Here is an 18,927-nt window from a genome sequence, read left to right as displayed (position 1 = left end):
TCCATCCAAACTCAACTTCTTACTGATATCCTATAAAAAAGGCCCCGCCAGACTGGCAGGGCCTTTTTGCTATAGAAACCAGGGTAGGCGTTAGTCCATTTTAACGGTTACGGCGCTACCTGAATAGCTAACGGTTTTGGCGGGAGCCGCCGTGAAGTTGATTGCGGTTGGCTTGTCTTTGCTCACCCATACCACGTTGAAAGTACGCTGGGTTTGCATGCCCGGAAACGTGCCTTTCCGCTCCCCAATGGTCAGGGTTTTGGTTTTCTCGTCGTACGAGGTGGGAATGGTGGCAAAAGAACCTTTCTCGTAGTTGTAGTTCACGCCCTCGTCCTCGTACAGCGAGAAGCTGGCGTCTTTGCCGGTGTACACGTAGAGCGTAACCGGGTCGGTGGGCTTTTCGGTGGTGTACTGAATTTCTGGCCCGAAGGGGATGATAGAGCCTTCCTTGACGTACAGCGGCATACGCTCTAGCGGGGTATCTTCCGTGATTTGCTGGCCGCCGGGGGTGTACTGGCCACTGTAGAAATTGAACCAGCCGGTGTTGGCAGGCAGATACAACTTCTTGGTACGCGCCTGGTACTCGGTTACGGGCGCTACCAGCAAGCTCGGCCCGAACATAAACTCCTCCCCTATGCTCTTCACGGCTGGGTCGGCACCGAAATCCATGACTAGGCCCCGCATGATGGTGGAGTTTTGGTGGTGAGCCTGGCCAGCCAACGAGTAGATGTAGGGCATCAGGCGGTAGCGCAGCTTGTTGTAGTACAGCATGCTCTGGTAAGCCGGGTGCGTTTCGGGCGCGATGTTGTAAATCTCGCGAAACGGAAACTGGCCGTGGGCCCGGAACAACGGGCAAAACGCGCCATATTGGTACCAGCGTGCGTTGAGCTCACGCCATTCCTCCAGGTCTTTGGCATTCGGCTTCTCATAGCGCCGCTCCACCGCAAAACCACCAATATCAGTGGTCCAGTACGGAATGCCCGACAGCGAGAAGTTCAGACCCGCCGAAATCTGGTTCTTGAAATCTTCCCAGCGCGAACCGATGTCGCCGCTCCAGATAGCTGCCGCGTAGCGTTGCGAACCGGCGTACGCCGAGCGGGTCAGCAGGAACACGCGCTGGTCGGGAGCGGTTTTGCGCTGGCCTTCGTAGATGCCTCTGGCGTTTTGCAGCGGATATCCGTTGAAATATTCGGTGCCCGAACCTGCGTAGGTAGGGGTCATTAGGCGCTTGCGGGTGTCCTCGTTGGTGTTCGAGTAGATATCCGGTTCCGAGGCATCCATCCACCAGGCATCAATGCCTTTGTTGAACAGCTTGGTGTTGAGCAGGTTCCAGAACTCGTCGCGGGCTTTGGGGTTGAAGGCGTCGTAGAAGGTAGAGGTGTAGCCGGGCGCAATCCAGTCGCGGGTGCGATTGGCGATGTTCCGCTTGTAGAGGTAGCCTTTGGCGTTCAGATCATTATACGCCGGAATTCCTTCGTAAAACTTGCCCCACACCGAAATCATTAAGTGCAGATTTTGGTCGTGCAGGGTTTTAACCATGGCATCCGGATTGGAGAAGCGAGCGGGATCGAACTCCTGGCTGCCCCATTCCGCCGGCTTCCAATACGACCAGTCCAGCACGATATTATCAATCGGAATTTGGCGCTTGCGGAATTCTGCGGCCGTAGTCAGAATCTCGTCTTGCGTTTTGTACCGTTCGCGGCTCTGCCAAAAGCCCATGGCCCACTTCGGCATGATGGGTGCCGGCCCCGTAATCTGGCGGTAGCCGCTCACTACTTCGTCCAGGTTGTTGCCTTGCACGAAGTAGTAGTTGATGTCGCGGCCCGCTTCCGACTTGAAACCGTACTCGTGCTCACTCTGGCCTTCGAGCGGGCTCAAACACCGCAGCCCCAGATACGATTCCCCACCATCTGGGTCCCATTCCAGTCTGATTGGGTACTTTTTGCCCTTCTCCATGCTCATGGCTACCACCGCCGTGCCCGGATTCCAGGCTTGGCGCCACTTGCTTACCTGAAGCTTGCCATCAATGTAGAGCTTGGCGTAGCCCGCGTTTTTAAGCATGAAGTGGTGTACGCCGGTGTTCTCCGACTCAATGGAACCCTCCCACGTAGCCAAGGTCTCGCCTAGCTTAACCTGCGCGGGGAAGTTCTTCATGTCTTCCAAGTACTCGTAGGGCAATGAGGACTCGGGGCGCTGCGCTACAACTTCACTGGGTTTGTTTTTCTTTACATAAGTAGCTGTTAACCAGCCTTCACTGCCATCTTTGGCGTAGAGTTTCAGCGCGGAAAGTGGTTGGTAGTCGCGGGTGTCGCCGACGTTGGTAATAGAGTAGTTATCCCACAGAATACCGTAGTTTTTGTTGGAAACCAGGAAAGGCACTGCTACATCCGTGTTGTTGTGGGCTAGCCGTACCTGTTGGCCTTTGTAGTTCATCACCCCGTTCTGGTGCTGTCCCAGGCCATAAAGGCCCTCATCCACTGGCGAGTCGAATATCTGCTCAATCTCGTAAAGCTTTTCCCCCTCAACTATTACTGGCTTAAACAGCTTGCCGCCATTCTTGCGCTCTTGCAAAATAACGCGGCCTCTGGCATCGGTAAACCCGATTTCGCCGGTCGTTAGCGAGACGGTGGCGTTCAACGCACCGGTACTCACCACACCCTGCCCCTTCTTCTGTTTGAACTGCCACTTCGGCGCCGGCCCCGTGGGAGTAACGGCCATCAAGCTCGCCCTAGACGATACCGAGTCCAGGGGGCTGGCACGCACATGAATGATGTTGTCGGACACCACTTGCAGCCGGATGGTGCGCACGGCGTTGTCGTTGGGTTTGGGGAGAGTTATAAGCACTCCGTCCTGCAATTGCTTAACGCTCGGCTTTTGAGCCATTGCCCCCACTATAGGCGACAAGAAAAGGAGCCCTAAAAGCGGAAGACTACAGGTACTTCGGTGTTTGAACATAGAATGCAAACGTTTGCCGGTTAGGGATTGAAAAAAGTGCTAAGCTTTGTCGCTGCACCATAGCTTCTAAGTAACATTAATGTCGAGGCGCCATCCGAGCTTTCTAGCAGGTAGCACTTTTTGCAAACAGCCACCGGCACTAGCTTGACTGTTCTTAGAGAGACTAATTAGTTGCACCACGTTTGTCGGGAAGAAATACTACAAGGCCGCGTAATAATACACATTAGAAGCATACCCGGAAGACTTTCGAAGGGCCGCTTTTCTTTGCCTCAACCTGTCAGGCAGCTTGGCATAGTCTCTGACAGGGTGCTGCCGGCTAGCAATAGCCACTGCTAGCTTATTAGAGAAAACTGGAATATGGTATAAGCTTGATAATCAAGAAACCAGTTATAAGATCAATCGGGAATCAATCTGCTTTATAATCGACTACGTAAGTGAGGGGTAATGATAATTTGATATTTAATTGGATTATCTTGTAATACACTACGTCCTCACTACCCTATGATAACAAATGAACTTTTAGCGGATGACATCAAGCGGTTCATTCTGCGCAACGATCTTATCAACGTTAAGGAAGTTGGGGTCGAACAGGAAATAAGCACAAAGCTGGCTTTGCCGCGCGTTATATCGCTCGTAATGACCAACCTAGCCGAGCTAAGTGAGCAAACAGGCGGCCAGCAGGCAGTTTACAACATGGTCGAGGAGGCTAGAAAGTTGGATGTACTGAACGTTGAGACGGCCAAGCAGGAAGTGGCGGTGATGCCCGAGCGAGGAACTGAACTGATTAAGTCGGTGCAGAAAGACCGGTACTTCGGCACTATCAACAGCGTGGTATCCACCACCGGCATCGAGCAAAAAACCGTAACCGACCTGATTAACCTGGTCGTGCCGGTAACGCTAGGGATGCTGGGCAAACAAGCGACGACAAACAACTGGGGACCCGGCGACTTAGCGCAGGCGTTGCAGACCCAATCCCGCGAGATGGCGCCTGCTGCGGCCACCGAACACGTATTGCTTCCCATGCGGGAGCAGTGGTTGCCAAGCCCAACCCAAACAACTGCGGCAGTGCCGCGGCCAGCAGCAACTATTTCTTCTACCAACAAATGGCTGATAGCGGCTTTGATAATAGCAACGGCGGAGCTGGGCTATATTATAGGCAGCGAAACCAAGAAGGCAAACAGCGAAACCACGCTTATCCGCCCCAACACCGACAACTACACCACCCCTGCCGTAAGCGTGAGCAACAGGGGCGTTTGGGACCCCAACAATCCAGCGGCACTCACGGCCAACGGCAACTTCGACCGGGCGGGCGGAGGCTACGTGTATGGGGACGCGGGGGTGCCGGCCGTTCTGAAACTCAAAGACGGGTTGCAGCAGATAATTGGGGCCAACTCCACCGAAAACAAGCTGTATCAATTCTTAGTTGACCCGCGCACCGAGGTGGATAAAGAAAGCCCCACCAAAGGCTGGATTGGTTTCGACCGAATCTATTTCGAGTCCAGCAAGGCCGTATTAACCAATGAATCGATGTGGCAGCTCTCCAACGTGGCCAGCATCTTGAAGACCTTTCCGAATGCCAAAGTGCGCATCGGGGGCTACACCGATACTTCCGGCAGTCCCCTCTTCAACCTAAAGCTAAGCCGCGAACGGGCCGAGTCTGCCCGCGCTACGCTCATCAAGTTTGGAGTAGATCCGAACAGCGTGGAAGCCGTCGGCTATGGCTCCCTCGACAATATTGCCAGCAATGACACCCCCGATGGCCGCTCCCTGAACCGACGGGTTAGCATCCGCGTCATCAACAAGTAAACAAGCAAAAAACTCGTCTTGCGCGGCGCAAGACGAGTTTTTTGCTTGGTATTTCACCTACAAGGTTTTCGTGAAAACCACCTTGATGCGTAGCTGGAAGTCGGCTATTACCTTGAAGATTTCCTTGAGGGTGACTTGCTCCACCTGCGTTAGCACTTTGGGGTCGAGGTAGTTGGTGGGCGGAATCCGGTCGTTGATGAGCTGGCGGGCTTGCTTTTTCAGACGCATCCCCATCAGGTAATAATAGGCCTGAAACAGCTCCTGGTATTCTTTTTCGGTGAAAACGCCTTTCTCGCGCAGCTCGTGTAGCCGCTCGCCCGTGTTGGTTTTAAAAATCTGGTGTTTGAGCGCATATACCCGCACCAAGTCCACGATGGGGGTCATGGTTTTCTTTAAATCAAACACCTGCTGAGTGCCCTGCGTGAACGTGCGGAAATTGCGGAAAAACGTTAGTGGGGGCTCGTATTGCAAGGCATTGTTGGCCATGTAGTAGAAGAAACGCTCCACCGGCCCCTGCAATACTTCGCCCATAAACGCCTGCAACTCTTCTATGATGGCCGCCTCGCCGTAGAGGTAGCGGCAGTCGAAAAACGTCGAGAACTTCATGACAGTCTCGGCGTTCGACTCGCTCATCCAACTCTTATAATTGCGCTTCCAGTGCGAGAGGGAGTGCGTCCACTTGTGGTTTTTGGCCATGAAGCCGCCGGTGCAAAAGCTTAAGCCGATGTGGTTGAGCTGGTCGGAAACGGCCTCGGCAAAGCGCAGGAAGTAGGCCCGCACCAACTCGCGCTGCTCGTTGGCTTTGTCTTCGTAAATGATGGCGTTGTCTTGGTCGGTGAGCAGGGTTTGCTCTTTTCGGCCCTCGCTGCCGAGCACCATGAACACAAATTTGGCCGGCGCCGGGCCATGTTCGGCCAGCACGCTCTCAATCACCTTCAGCGCAATGGTATCGGCCACGGTGGTAATCACCTGGTTCACGATTTCGGGCTTCACGCCCCGGCTCAGCAGTTGATTTACAATTTCGGGCACCGTTTCCCAGCGTCGCTTCAGCTCCTGCATGCTCTGCGCCGACTTCACCGCCTGAATGAACATGAACGGCGACTGCGCCAAGTCGCTCAGCAGCTTGTTGCGGCTCAGAAACCCAATGTAGTGGCCGCCCTTCTCGACCAGCAGGTAGCGGGTCTTGGTTTGAAACATCAGCAGGATGGCCTCATACACATACGCCTCACTGTTGATGGAAACAATGGGCGTATCCACTACTTCGGCTACCGGCCGGGCAGCATCTAGTTGCCGCGCTATCACATTGTCGCGCAGCGTAATGTCGGTTAGATACCCAATAATTCCGCCTTGGTTGTCAATTACGAAAGCACAGCTAACCTTAGCGGCGGCCATTTGCTGCGCGGCCCGAAAAATGGGCGTATCGTGCGGCACCGCTACTATTTCGCGCACCTCCTGCGTCTCGATTTTGCGCGAGTACATCTGGTCGGCCGCAATGAAGTTCTCTTCGGGCGCCGACGTGGGCTTCACAAAATGCGCGTATTCCTCGTTGAGCATTCGCTCGCCGTAACGCGCCGTGAAGAAGTGAAAGAAAGCCGGGTACGCCAGACACAAGGCCCGAAAGTCGCGGCGGGGCAGCGCGTACACCACGGTTCCCTTTTGGGCTATCACCGTGCGGATCGAGCGTTTCTTGTTGAGCAGGATGGATTGGCCGCCGTAGCAGGCGCCGGCGCGCAAGGCTTCGGGCAGGCGCTTATTTTGCTCGCTGTCGTAGAAAAAAGCCTCGTACTCGCCAGCCACAATAATATCGAGGCTGCGCAACTTCGACGAGTCTTGCTGATAAATCAGCGTTTCCTTGGTGTAGCGCACTTCCTGCAACAGGTCCACTACCCCGAGCAGCACGTCCTCGGGCAGCAGGTCGAAGGGGGTTACTGTTTCAAGAAATGCTAAGCGGTTATCCATAAAGCCAAAATAACAGCAGTGAAAGTACCCCGGCTACCAGCAAAAACAAGGGCCACAACGACCGGTACCGCTCGAACATACCCGCTTCGGCGGAAGGCACCGACAATTGGGGCTGCTCGGAAATAATTTCGTCGCTGAGGTCGCCGAGGCGGCGCAGTTCGAAAAAGCAGCGGGCCGTTGCCTGAGCATCAATTAGGGCATCGTGCTGGCGGGCCATGGGCTCTTTGAACAGATGCTCGTGCAGTTCGCCTAAGCGCAGAAAGCTACGCTCTTGCGCCTGCGCCTGCCGCTGGCTGGTTTGCATGGTACAGAGGGTAGGCAGTTCGGCCAGCAAATTGGGCAGGCCGGTCCGGTGAAACTCCACCCCTATCATATGAAAATCAAGGCGCATATAATGGCCTACCACCAAGGGGCCGTAGGTGCGCAAATCGTTGAAGAAGCGCTGCATCACAATTGAACGGGCCTCGCCGTGCTGGTCCAGAAAATCGGGCGTAAGGCCATGAATAGCCAGCGCCGAAGGCCGCATACGCCCCGAAGGCACCCGGATATAGTGGTTTTCGGTTTTCACCAGCTCGCCCTCCAACGTATACACCACCCAGGCCAACTGCGCAATGTAGGGCCAGTTACGCTCCGACGAATACGGTTTGCTCCAGCCCGCAGGCAGCCCAGTGGTTTCCGTATCTACAAACAGCAAATATTGTTGCACCCTCTTAGGTTAATAAATCTATTTTGTTTCCCAACCGCACTTGACCTTACTCTCTGTTCTGGTGCAACGAAGAGTCTCGAATAAACAGCTCGGGTTGCAGCACCACTTGGCGATGCGAAAACGGGCTGCCCTTCGCTTCTACTAATTCCAGAAATAGCCGGACGGCTGCCTGTCCCATTTCCTCACAACGCTGATCTACCGATGTTAGCATGGGCTCGGTGATAGCCGTGAAGCCTTCGTTGCTGAAACCGGCCAGGGCCACGTCCTGCGGCACCCGGATACCGCGCTGCTTGAGCAGTTGCAAGGCCCCGAGCAACGAGGAGTCGCCGGCGGAAAACACGGCATCCGGCGGGTTGGGCAGGGCCAGTAGGCGGCGCATACCATCCATGCCTTCTTCCAGCGTCATGTCGCAGTACACAATCAGTTCTTCGTCGTGGGGCAGCCCGTACAGTTGCAAGGCATCCAAGTAGCCCTGCCGACGATTTTTGTAGATGTTCAGGTGTTGCAGCCCAGCAAAGTGAGCAATCCGCCGGCACCCTTGTTGCAGCAAGTGCTTGGTGGACTGGAAGCCCCCGTCCCGGTCGTTGAGCACCACAGCATTCACATTGTCACCCTCCATCGTGCGGTCGAAGAAAACCAGTGGAATTCCGCGCTTACGCACTTTATCGAAGTGCTTGAAATCAAGCGTAGTGCGTGAAAGCGACACCATAATGCCTGCTACCTGCGCACTAAGAAGCGTTTCAATATTCTTGCGCTCGTGCGTTACATCTTCATTGGACTGGCAAATGATGACGCTGTAGCCGGCTTTGCTGGCAACGCTTTCAATGCCGTGTACCACCGACGGAAAGAAACGGCCCTCGATATAGGGCACAATCACGCCGAGCAATTTACTTTTTCCTTTGCGCAGAGCCGCTGCCAAATGGTTGGGCTGGTAATTGAGCTTCTTAGCCAGCTTAAGCACTTTTTGTTTGGTAGCTGGCCCAATGCTGTGGTGGTCACTAAGAGCCCGCGAAATAGTGGTCATCGATACCCCCAGTTCGCGCGCCAGATCAGACATAGAAACCGGACTGCTTTGTACGCTTGCCAGATCCTTAACCTTTTTACCACGTGGGGCCATATTATTTCACTCTATAGTTACTTTGCGTAAAGCTACTGCGGTTTCACAGACTGTGTATAGGCTTTTTAATAGATTCTCCGGCTTTACCTCGCGTATCCCCGTTCTTGCGCGCACTTACTGCTGAATAAGCCCGCTACGGGAATAAAGAACGCTTAATGGATCAATTTTTCTAGGCACAAAGCACTGTGCCGTGCTACGGCCGTGTCACTTCCTTGCCCAATTTGGATGCCGGTATCGAGGTAGCAGCTAGCTGCCATCCAAACAAAGACGGTAGCTAGCTGCTGCATCTCGAATGCCTGCCTCTACTATTGGCTACTGTGGCGCGCAGGTTTTTTTAAGCACTGCCAAATAAAGGTGATAAGAAAAGTATCACTCTCACGACACCAAAAGTTGGCTCATCCCTGCACCGCGCAGCCAAAGAATCGTTGTGTTAAAGCAGAAAACACATCGACCTATCACAAACGATTATGTTTCTATCTGGTGACCATCTCCTAGGAAGTTGCTCGGCTACTTAACCTTCATACAAGTGAAGCGCAGCAACAGTGCCTAGATTAAACCATGCAGGTAAGTTGCCCCTAGGCACTTATTGCGAAATGACTTCCTTCTACCGAATGTAAAGCAGTGAAGCATTAAAAGCTACTTTTCATATCCCCTTAGCATGCGAAACTGATAGCGAGAAACATACCGTTTGCTCTGCTTTCGAGTGGCTGACAGGGAAGCAGTGCCTAATTGTTCTATCCAAACATCCTTTTAAACGAATTGCTGGCATCCATTCTGATTTTAAGTATCTATGCACTAATTACACAATCGTTAATGCTGCTCTTCCCACCCATGAAACTCCTACTCTATCTAGCTTTCTTTTTTGCTGGCCTTACCGCGCAGGCACAAACTCAACAGCCTCTTATTTCGGCCCACGACCCGGTTATGATTCAACAGAACGGCACGTACTATATGTTCTGTACTGGCCGGGGCATTGCCAACTGGTCGTCGAAGGATATGAAGACGTGGAAGCAAGAGAAACCGGTGTTTGATACGCCGCCGGAGTGGGCAGTGAAGGCCATACCTAGCTTCAAAGGCCACATCTGGGCTCCCGACATTTCGCTGCACAACGGGGTGTATTATCTGTTCTACTCGGTTTCGGCATTCGGCAAAAACACGTCGTGCATTGGGCTAGCTACCAACAAAACCTTGGACCCTGCCTCTCCCGATTACAAGTGGGTTGACAAAGGCAAGGTGATTCAGTCAGTGCCCGGCCGGGACATGTGGAACGCCATCGACCCCAACCTGGTCCGCGACGAAGCGGGTACGCCCTGGCTGGTATTCGGCTCCTTTTGGGACGGCATGAAGCTCGTGCAGCTCCGCCCCGACCTCACCGCGCCAGCCCAGCCCGAGCGCTGGCGCACCGTGGCAGCGCGCCCCCGCGACCAGAAACTTACCGATTCGCTGCCTGGTGATGCCGCCATCGAAGGTCCTTTCATTTTCAAGAAGAATGGCTACTACTACCTCTTCGTGTCGTTCGACTACTGCTGCCGCGGGCCCCAAAGCACGTATAAGATGATGGTGGGCCGCTCGAAAAACGTCACGGGCCCTTATACAGACAAGGCGGGCACCGGTTTAGAGCAAGGCGGTGGCACGCTGGTGCTGGAAGGCGACAAAAACTGGTTTGGCGTGGGACACAATTCCGCCTACACCTTCGCCAACACCGACTACATCGTCTTCCACGGCTACGATGGCGCTGACAAGGGCCGCCCCAAGCTCCGAATCGAAAAGATGACTTGGGACGCGCAAGGCTGGCCGGTGGTAAAACCCTAAAAAATCAGAATATTTTTTTATCGCAACATTTGCGGTAGGCAAGATACACGAGCGAAATACTCTTCTTTGCGTAACGCGAGTACCCGTTGCCGAAGAAGCGCTTCGCAACGGCTATTCAATTGAGCCTGCCTGGCGGCCCGTGCCGCTGAGCAGAACTTATTGCCTTTGTGCGTGGGCGCCGAGCCTTGCATAAGCGTATAAGTTCCTAGTTGAACTCGCTTCTTGGGCTTAACAGCAACACAACAAGCACTTGCATCCATCTGCCAAACGCGGAATGGATGCACACATTTCTTACGCAACCAAGCACATACAACCCTTCTTCACTTCCTCATGAGTAATCCTTCTGCTTCCCTCGATCAGCAAAGTGTAAACACCATCCGCCTGCTGTCGGTGGATATGGTGCAGGCCGCCAACTCCGGCCACCCCGGCCTGCCGCTCGGTGCGGCTCCTATGGCCTACGTGCTGTTTTCGCGGTTTCTGCGCTTCAATCCCCAAGACCCGAAGTGGCCGAACCGGGACCGGTTCGTGTTGTCGGCGGGCCATGGTTCGGCCCTGATTTACAGCTTGCTGCATTTGTATGGCTACGATTTGCCGATGGATGAGCTGAAGCAATTCCGTCAGCCGGGCGCGCGCACGCCTGGCCACCCCGAGTCCAACGTGACGCCCGGCGTAGAAGTAACCACCGGCCCGCTGGGCCAGGGCTTCGCCAACGGCGTGGGCATGGCCATGGCCGAAGCCCACTTGGCGGCGGTCTACAACAAACCCGGTCACACCGTGCAGGACCACTACACGTACGCCATTGTGAGCGACGGCGACCTAATGGAAGGCGTTGCTTCGGAGGCGGCTTCGCTGGCGGGCCATTTGAAGCTGGGCAAGCTCATTTACCTCTACGACGACAACGACATCTCGCTCGACGGTCCCACAAGCCTGGCTTATACTGAAGATGCTATGCAGCGCTTCGAGGCCTACGGCTGGCACACCCAGCGCGTAGCGGATGGCAACAACCTCGACGAAATTGAGGCAGCCATCAAAGCCGCGCAAGAAGAGAAAGACAAGCCCTCGATTATTTCGATAAAAACCATCATCGGCTTTGGTTCGCCACTGGCTGGCACCAGTAAGGCCCACGGCAGCCCCCTCGGTCCCGACAACGTGAAGAAAGCCAAGGAGTTCTTCGGCTGGGACCCGGAAGCGTCTTTCGTAGTGCCCGCCGAGGTGTACGAGCACCTGCGGCAGCCCGGTCAGCAAGGCGCCGAGCTGCAAAAAGAGTGGGACGCACAGTTCAAGCAGTACGAACAGGAGTTCCCAGCTGAAGCCCAACAATTCCACATCTCTTTCAACGGCGACTTGCCCGAAAACTGGGACAAGGATCTGCCCGTTTATACGCCTGCTGATGGTGAGTTAGCCACCCGCCAGGCTTCCGGTAAGGCCCTAACGGCCATCAAGAAAGCCGTGCCCTTTATGTTTGGCGGCTCGGCCGACTTGGCTTCTTCCAATGAGATGGATAAGTCGGGCGACGATAGTTTCCAACCCGGCCACTACGAGCGCAGCAACATCTGGTTTGGGGTGCGCGAGCACGCCATGGGCGGCATCATGAACGGTATGTCCCACCACGCCGGCGTGCGTACCTACGGCGGCACGTTCCTCACTTTCTCTGACTACATGCGTGGCGCCATCCGCCTCACGGCGCTGGCCGAATCGGCCGCTACGTTCGTTTTCACCCACGACAGCATCGGCTTGGGTGAAGATGGCCCAACCCACCAGCCTATTGAGCAGGTGGTATCGTTGCGGACCATTCCTAACATTATAGTATTGCGCCCCGGCGACGCCAACGAAACCACCGAAGCGTGGCGCATTGCCATGACCACGCCCAAGTCGCCGGTCTGCCTGATTTTGTCGCGCCAGAAGCTCCCTGTTTTCGACCAGACGGTGCTTGGCTCGGCCCGCGAAGGCGTGGCCAAAGGAGCCTACATCCTGAGCGAGGCCGATGGCGGCACGCCACAACTCATTCTTATTGCTACTGGCTCGGAAGTGAGCTTGGCCTTGGCGTCGCAGAAAGCGCTGCAAGGCGAAGGCGTAGCTACCCGCGTGGTGAGCATGCCGTCGTGGGAGCTGTTTGAGAAGCAGGATAAAGCCTACCAGCAGCAGGTGTTGCCGCCCACGGTGCGCAAGCGCGTTACCATCGAAGCCGGCTCACCTATCGGTTGGGCCAAATACGCCACCGACGAAGGTACCAGCATCAGCATGAACCGCTTCGGTGAGTCGGCGCCGGCGGAGTACCTGTTCGAGGAGTTCGGCTTCACGGTGGAAAACGTAGTGAAAACTGCCCACTCCGTATTGCAAGAGCAGCCCGCCGAAGAAGACCAAAAACAAGTGGTTTCGTAAGAAGTGACGCACTAGCTGCCACTTTTTACATTCGTTGTCCACTCTATTCCCCTGTCATGAACCCATTAGTTGCTATCCGCGAGTTCGACCAAAGCATTTGGCTTGACTTCATCCGTCGCAAAATCTTGATTAACGGCGAGTTGAAGCGCCGCATCGACCACGAGGCGTTGCGCGGCGTTACGTCCAATCCGGCCATCTTCGAGAAGGCCATTGGTGGCTCCGACGACTACGACGCGGCCATCCGCAGCCTGGCCCTGCAAAATAAAACCGCCGACGAAATCTACACGGAGATGGTCATTGCCGACGTCCAGCACGCCTGCGACCTGTTCCGCCCGCTCTACGACAGCCACGACAATTCTTCTGATGGCTACGTGAGCCTGGAAGTATCGCCGGCGTTGGTTAACGATACGGAAGGCACCATCGAGGAAGGCATGCGCTTCTGGAAAACCGTGGACCGGCCCAACGTGATGATTAAGGTGCCCGCCACGCTGGAAGGCCTGCCCGCCATTCGCCGGCTTATTGCCGAAGGCATCAACGTTAACGTAACCCTGATTTTTGGCTTGGAGCGCTACCGCTTGGTGGCCGAAGCCTTTATCTCGGGCCTCGAAGACCGGGTGAAAGCCGGCCTACCCCTCGACGGCATCGATTCGGTAGCCAGCTTCTTCCTCAGCCGCATTGATGTGCTGATTGATCCGATGCTGGAGAAGCTAGCGGCCGAAGGCGGCGAGAAAGGCGAGCTAGCGCAGTCGATGGTAGGCGAAGTAGCCTTGGCCAGCGCCAAGCAAGCTTACCAGATTTACAAGGAGATATTCCAAGGTCCGCGCTGGGAAGCGCTGCAAGCCCAAGGCGCCGACACGCAGCGGTTGCTGTGGGCCAGCACCGGCAACAAAAACCCGAAGTACGACGACCTGAAGTACATAGAGAACCTGATCGGCCCGAAAACAGTGAACACCGTACCGACCGAAACGCTGGACATTTTCCGGGAGAAAGGACAGCCCGCCGCCCGCCTCGAAGAAGGCCTCGACAAAGCCGCCGAAGTGCTGCGTCGGCTGCCCGAATTGGGCATCGACTTGGAAGAGCAAACCAACGCGTTGGAAATCGACGGCGCCAAGAAGTTCAATGAGCCTTTCGGCAAGCTGATGGCTTCGCTGGAGAAGAAGCGCCTGGAGGCCCTCGCCCAAACCACGGCCCCCGCCACCTTGGCCCTCGGCCAGTATCAGGCGGATGTAGATGCCAAGGTGCAGGAATTCAATGCCAAGAATTTCACGGAAGGATTCTGGAACAAGCAAGCTGATTTGTGGGTGCAGGATGCCGAAGGGCAGGAAAGCATCCGCAGCTTCATGGGCTGGTTGCGCGTGGCCGAAACGATGGTAGCCGCCGTGCCCGCTATCGAGCAGTTCGCGCAGGAAGTACGGGATGCCGGCTTCAAGCACGTAGTGGTAATGGGCATGGGCGGCAGCACCATGGCGCCGATTGTGTTCAAGGAGAGCTTCGAGCGGGGGGATAACGGCTTGCCCATCTCGGTGCTAGATACCACCGACCCCGGCACGGTCCGTCAGATCGAAGAATTGGTGCCGCTGGCGGATACCCTGTTTATTGTAGCCAGCAAATCGGGCACTACGGCTGAGCCGCTGGCCTTTGGCGACTATTTCTACGACAAGGTCAAGCAGATCAAAGGCGACAAAGCCGGCGAAAACTTCGTAGCCATTACGGACCCGGGCTCGAAGTTCGTGGCCTCGGCTACGGCGCAAGGCTACCGCCACATCTTCCTGAATTTCGCGGAAGTAGGCGGCCGGTTCTCGGCTCTCACTTACTTCGGTTTGGTGCCGGCGGCCTTCTATGGCTTGAGCACCGGCGAGATATTGGAGCGCGCCATCCTAATGATGCGCGCGTGCGGTGCTTACGGCGCTGTGGAGCAAAACCCTGGTTTGGAGCTAGGCGTGGCACTCGGCGTATTGGCCAAGCAAGGCCGCGACAAATTGACGCTCATTGTGCCCGAGTCGTTGAGCAGCTTCGGACTGTGGCTGGAGCAGCTAACGGCTGAAAGCACCGGCAAGCAAGGCACCGGCATCATGCCCATTGCCGGCGAACCAGTGCGCGAGCCTAGCCTGTACGGCAATGACCGGGTGTTCGTGTATGTGGGCTACGAAAACGAAGCCGACGAAGCCAACAAGCAGGCACTGCAAGCGCTGGAGCAAGCGGGCCATCCAGTGGTGCGCATCACCATCAAGGATGCCTATGACTTTGGGCAAGAATTCTTCCGTTGGGAAGTGGCCATTGCCGTAGCCAGCGCGGTGCTGGAAATCAACCCCTTCGACCAGCCCAACGTGCAAGCCGCCAAAACGGCCACCGACGCGTTGATGAAAGTGGTAGAGAAGGAAGGCAGCCTGCCGCAAGGCGACGCGCCCGTGGTAACCGAAAACGGCGTGGCTTACTACACCGCCGTTTCGGGCTCCGACGCGGCCGAGGTGCTGCAAGCCTTCTTCGACCAGGCCAAGCCCGGCGACTTCCTCTGCCTCCAGGCTTACCTGACCGAAACGCCAAGCTTGAACGAAAGCCTAGACCAGTTGCGTACCCAAGTGCAGGAGCAGTTGCACATTGCTACCGCTTCTGGCTACGGTCCACGCTTTTTGCACTCCACCGGCCAGTACCATAAGGGCGGCCCGAACACCGGCTTGTTCGTGCAGTTTACCATGGACCACCCGCAGGACTTGCCACTGCCGGGCCGCTCGTACACGTTCGGCACTTTCAAAAACGCCCAAGCCGCCGGTGACTTACAAGCGCTGCACGACTACAACCGTCGCACCTTGCACATCCACCTTGGCGCTGATGCCGAGCAAGGTATGCAAACCGTGCTGACGGCCCTGCAAGCGGCTACGCTACAGCAGAAGTAACTTGTTGGAATTAAAGTAACCGGCTCAGCAGCAGTAATTGTTGAGCCGGTTATTTTTTCGTTCTTTTAACAATCGATTGTGTACTTTCCCACCCTTTCAGAATGACAAAAAGACTGCACAAAAAGGCTGGCTCGCTACTCCGCCAGGCTGTACTAGTTGGGTTACTTGGCTTGGTGGTAGCCCCCTCAGTGCTTCATGCCCAAAACCCCGCTTCCACGGCTCCGGCTGGCAACCCCATCATCAAGCAGAAGTACACTGCCGACCCGGCCGCTCTCGTGCACAAGGGTACCGTGTACCTCTACACCGGCCACGACGAAGCCCCCGCCCGGCAGGAACGCTACGTGATGCACGACTGGCTGTGCTTTTCCTCGACCGATATGGTGAACTGGACCGAGCATCCATCACCCCTGGCCGTCAAGGATTTCGCCTGGGCCAAAGATGATGCGTGGGCTTCGCAAGTGATAGAGCGCAACGGTAAGTTCTACTGGTACGCGGCCGTGGAGCATGCCACCGTCAAGGGCAAAGCCATTGGCGTGGCGGTGGCCGACAATCCTATGGGGCCTTTCAAAGACGCCCGCGGCTCGGCGCTGATTACGAGCGACATGACCCCCGACGATAAAATCGGTTGGGCCGACATCGACCCGACGGTTTGGGTGGACGACAAAGGCCAGGGCTACTTGTTTTGGGGCAATACAACGTGCTACTACGCCAAGCTCAAACCAAACATGACCGAGTTGGATGGCCCCATCAACAAAGTGGCTTTGCCTAACTTTACGGAGGCCCCCTGGGTCCATAAGCGCGGCGACTGGTACTACCTCTCGTATGCCACGGGTTTCCCGGAGAAGATTGCCTACGCCATGAGCCGCAAGATTGAGGGCCCGTGGGAGTACAAAGGCATCCTAAATGAGATAGCCGGCAACTCCAACACCAACCACCAATCCATCATCGACTTCAAAGGCCAATCGTATTTCGTCTACCACAACGGCGCCATCAACACCGACGGCGGCAGTTTCCGTCGCTCCGTTTGCATCGATTACCTCAACTACAACAAAGACGGTACGCTCAAGCGGGTGGTAATGACCACGGAAGGCGTTAAGCCAGCGAAGTAAGACTGACGGGCGCTTTTAGCACGTTGAGCATAAACACAAAAAGTAGAAGGCCTCATGGTAAGTTTGTCATTGCGAGTGCACTCGCAATGACAAACTTACCATGAGGCCTTCTACTTTTTGATTGCTAAAGACAAACCTGTTTATGTACCTACCAAGTGAGGTGGAGCAGCGAAACGCCTTGGCGGGGCAGCGTGAAATGCAGTGTGGTTTTGTTGTCTTTGGTTTTCACCCATGCAGGAGAGTCCAGCAAAGCCAGTTGGCCGGCTTGCTCTAGCTCGGTGCGTTGGGAGGCTGATACATTTTGCGGGGAGCCCATTTTCTGCCACGCGGTGTACGAATTGCTGTGCGCTCCGTCGATGCGGTAGTGCTGAACCAGGGCTTGCGGCGCGGTTAGGTTTTGCAGCACAATTTCCACTTCGGTGGGCGCAGCGGGCAAGTCGTCGTTATGATAATTCCAGACCAGCACGTTGGCGGAACGGCCGTTGGTGGAGGCCAGGGCACTGATGTCGGCGCGTTGGCTTTGCAGACCCTGTCGCAACTCGGGCAACGTGAGGGCGGTGGCGTTGCTGACGGCTACGCGCTGCCCGCCCATGAGGCCCATCATCCGGAACACGTTGAGTACGGGCTTATCGACGCCGTTGGTGGCTAAGTCGCGGAAGCCCGCAAACCAGGGCTGGTTTTCAAACTCGAACGACCAGCTCACCGAGCCGAGCAAATTCACTTTGTACTCGTCGGCCAGCTCATAAAGACGCGCGTAGGCAGCGGCGGTGTAGCTGGAATACATAGTGCCGTTGCGGTAGGCATTTTCGGGGCTTAAATCCACCGAGCAGGCCGCGCAGCCTTCGGGGTCATTCTCGCCGATGATGATGGGCAGATTCTTGTACTGCGGAAACGAAGCCACGATTTTGAAGCCTTCGGTAATGTCTTCGAGTTGCACGCCCATGTTCATGCGCACGTGGCCCTCCACCACTTTGGGGGCGCCCTTAGCGTGAAAGGTAATGAAGTCGAGGCGGGTGCCGGTTTTGCCGGTGGCGTAGTTAGTACCGGTGGCGCAGTGCTGCAAAAAGTCTTTCAGGAAGCTGGCTGCCTTATCCCAGCGTGGACCGGTGGTTTCGGGGCCACCGAGTTGGATGCCGGGGCAGGCGCGGTGCACGGCCTCTTCGGTGTAGTCAAAAAGTTTGCTGTACTCTTCGGGTGTGCCTTTCCAGTAGCCGATGTTGGGCTCGTTCCACAGCTCCCAGGGCCACGTTTTCACCTCCGCCTCGCCGTAGCGCGCCACGCAGTGCTTCACCCACTGGTACACCAGCTCCGACCACTTCTTGTAGTCTTTGGGCGGGTAAGCCCAGCCGGTATAAATGTCGTTGTAGGGCTGGCCCGGCTTCCAGTAGTGCCGATACGGTACCGGGTGCGACGACAACGCCTCGGGCATAAAGCCAATTTGGGCAATAGGTTTCATGCCCCGCGCCAAGTAAGTATCGAAAATCTGGTCGACTATTTTCCAGTTGTAGATGGGCCGGCCTTTTTTGTCTTCGGTGTAGGCGTTAGTGGAGCCCCACTTGAGGGCGGGCGTCCCGTCGCCGGTGGTCAGCAGGTTGTGCGCCCGCACGTACACGGTAGTTGAACTCAAGGCAGCCAGCTCAGTGAGCAATTTTTGCCCGTCCTTCATGTAAGTGTAGTTGGGCTCGTCGTAGCCGAAATAAGCCCACATCGGATACATAGGGCCTTTCGGCTTCGCTAAGTCAACCTGTATGGAGACCGGCGCGGTAGGTGCCTGCGCGCGGGCCGGTGAGGCGCCCGCCGCTAAACCTAGCAAAATCAACCACCCGAGTAAGTGACTAGTAAGCGGGCGAAAGGGCGAAGAAAGTGTATTCATGTAGCCATTGGGGGTTGGGTGGAAGGAGGCACAAGGCAAGCTACTATTCCTGCGCTGTAAACACAACCGATTGTGTAACTGCCCGTACCTTTGCCCGATTACTGCCTCCCATGCCGCATTCCACTACCAAAAGCCGAATTGCCGTTGCTGCCGTTTTCTTTCAAGCTGGTATCTGCTTCGCCAGTTGGGCTTCCCGCATTCCTGATATCAGCTTGAAACTAGGGTTGAGCGAGGGAGAAATAGGGCAATTGCTGCTTGCTATGCCCATAGGCGCCCTAACGGCGTTGCCGTTGGCCGGCTGGATGGTGCATACC

Annotated in this window: 10 protein-coding genes; 5 read left to right on the top strand and 5 right to left on the bottom strand. The window is 55.8% G+C overall.

The window, feature by feature from the left end; all coding sequences use genetic code 11:
• Nucleotides 1–90: 90 nt before the first annotated feature.
• Entirely contained in the window at nt 91–2,844 is a 2,754-nt protein-coding gene (locus ACFE7X_RS07490; protein ID WP_375435053.1) for a TIM-barrel domain-containing protein, read from the bottom strand.
• A gap of 612 nt (nt 2,845–3,456) precedes the next feature.
• Here ACFE7X_RS07490 and ACFE7X_RS07485 point away from each other — a divergent pair.
• On the top strand, nt 3,457–4,761 hold the full coding sequence (locus ACFE7X_RS07485; protein WP_375435052.1) for an OmpA family protein: 1,305 nt from the start codon (nt 3,457–3,459) through the stop codon (nt 4,759–4,761).
• A 57-nt stretch (nt 4,762–4,818) separates the two neighbouring features.
• On the opposite strand, the gene ACFE7X_RS07480 is transcribed toward ACFE7X_RS07485, so the two are convergent.
• Genes ACFE7X_RS07480 through ACFE7X_RS07470 form a run of 3 tightly spaced genes read right to left on the bottom strand, consistent with a single transcriptional unit; the run spans nt 4,819 to nt 8,483 of the window.
• Nucleotides 4,819–6,720 carry a DUF294 nucleotidyltransferase-like domain-containing protein gene (locus ACFE7X_RS07480; protein ID WP_375435051.1) on the bottom strand — a complete coding sequence of 634 codons (1,902 nt, stop codon included), beginning with the start codon at nt 6,718–6,720 and terminating at the stop codon, nt 4,819–4,821.
• Nucleotides 6,713–7,426, bottom strand: a complete 714-nt coding sequence (locus ACFE7X_RS07475) for an exonuclease domain-containing protein (RefSeq protein WP_375435050.1) — start codon at nt 7,424–7,426, stop codon at nt 6,713–6,715. The genes ACFE7X_RS07480 and ACFE7X_RS07475 overlap by 8 nt, the downstream gene beginning before the upstream one ends.
• Nucleotides 7,427–7,472: 46 nt before the next feature.
• Nucleotides 7,473–8,483 carry a LacI family DNA-binding transcriptional regulator gene (locus ACFE7X_RS07470; RefSeq protein WP_375435049.1) on the bottom strand — a complete coding sequence of 337 codons (1,011 nt, stop codon included), beginning with the start codon at nt 8,481–8,483 and terminating at the stop codon, nt 7,473–7,475.
• A gap of 891 nt (nt 8,484–9,374) precedes the next feature.
• Here ACFE7X_RS07470 and ACFE7X_RS07465 point away from each other — a divergent pair.
• From ACFE7X_RS07465 to ACFE7X_RS07450, 4 genes are all read left to right on the top strand, one after another.
• Nucleotides 9,375–10,355: an arabinan endo-1,5-alpha-L-arabinosidase gene (locus tag ACFE7X_RS07465; RefSeq protein ID WP_375435048.1), complete on the top strand. Its 981-nt coding sequence runs from the start codon at nt 9,375–9,377 to the stop codon at nt 10,353–10,355.
• A gap of 330 nt (nt 10,356–10,685) precedes the next feature.
• Entirely contained in the window at nt 10,686–12,737 is a 2,052-nt protein-coding gene (gene tkt / locus ACFE7X_RS07460) for a transketolase (protein ID WP_375435047.1), read from the top strand.
• A gap of 56 nt (nt 12,738–12,793) precedes the next feature.
• Nucleotides 12,794–15,631: a bifunctional transaldolase/phosoglucose isomerase gene (locus ACFE7X_RS07455; protein ID WP_375435046.1), complete on the top strand. Its 2,838-nt coding sequence runs from the start codon at nt 12,794–12,796 to the stop codon at nt 15,629–15,631.
• A gap of 101 nt (nt 15,632–15,732) precedes the next feature.
• Entirely contained in the window at nt 15,733–16,740 is a 1,008-nt protein-coding gene (locus ACFE7X_RS07450; RefSeq protein ID WP_375435045.1) for a glycoside hydrolase family 43 protein, read from the top strand.
• A gap of 148 nt (nt 16,741–16,888) precedes the next feature.
• Here the strand turns inward: ACFE7X_RS07450 and ACFE7X_RS07445 are convergent, their stop codons facing one another.
• Entirely contained in the window at nt 16,889–18,613 is a 1,725-nt protein-coding gene (locus tag ACFE7X_RS07445) for a beta-xylosidase (protein WP_375435044.1), read from the bottom strand.
• Nucleotides 18,614–18,927: the final 314 nt, after the last annotated feature.

Source organism: uncultured Hymenobacter sp., from assembly GCF_964242765.1.
GTDB lineage: Bacteria > Bacteroidota > Bacteroidia > Cytophagales > Hymenobacteraceae > Hymenobacter.
Note: the sequence above shows the minus strand (reverse complement) of the source record. Positions and strands in the feature narration are given on the sequence as shown.